Source organism: Stenotrophomonas sp. ZAC14A_NAIMI4_1 (assembly GCF_003086915.1).
Lineage (GTDB): Bacteria > Pseudomonadota > Gammaproteobacteria > Xanthomonadales > Xanthomonadaceae > Stenotrophomonas.
Window position 1 is genome coordinate 4,634,645 of the sequence record NZ_CP026002.1, and the last position, 411, is coordinate 4,635,055.

Consider the following 411-nt stretch of genomic DNA (forward strand, 5'->3'; position numbering starts at 1 on the left):
GCGGCGGTGGCGTTGGCGGCGGTCCTTCGGCATCGGCTTCAGCGTGCGCGGCACGAGCGAGGCGCTGGGGGGACGCCGCACCGCGCGGCGTCTGATCGGGTAGTGCCGGCCGCTGGCCGGCAATCCACCGTGCTGCCGGCCAGCGGCCGGCACTACCGGGTCAGGTCGCGTCGGGCAGGCGGAAGAGCGGCGGTGGCGTTGGCGGCGGTCCTTCGGCATCGGCTTCAGCGTGCGCGGCACGAGCGAGGCGCTGGGGGGACGCCGCACCGCGCGGCGTCTGATCGGGTAGTGCCGGCCGCTGGCCGGCAATCCACCGTGCTGCCGGCCAGCGGCCGGCACTACCGGGTCAGGTCGCGTCGGGCAGGCGGAAGAACGTGCGCGTGGCGGCGGTGGCGTTGGCTGCGGTCCTTC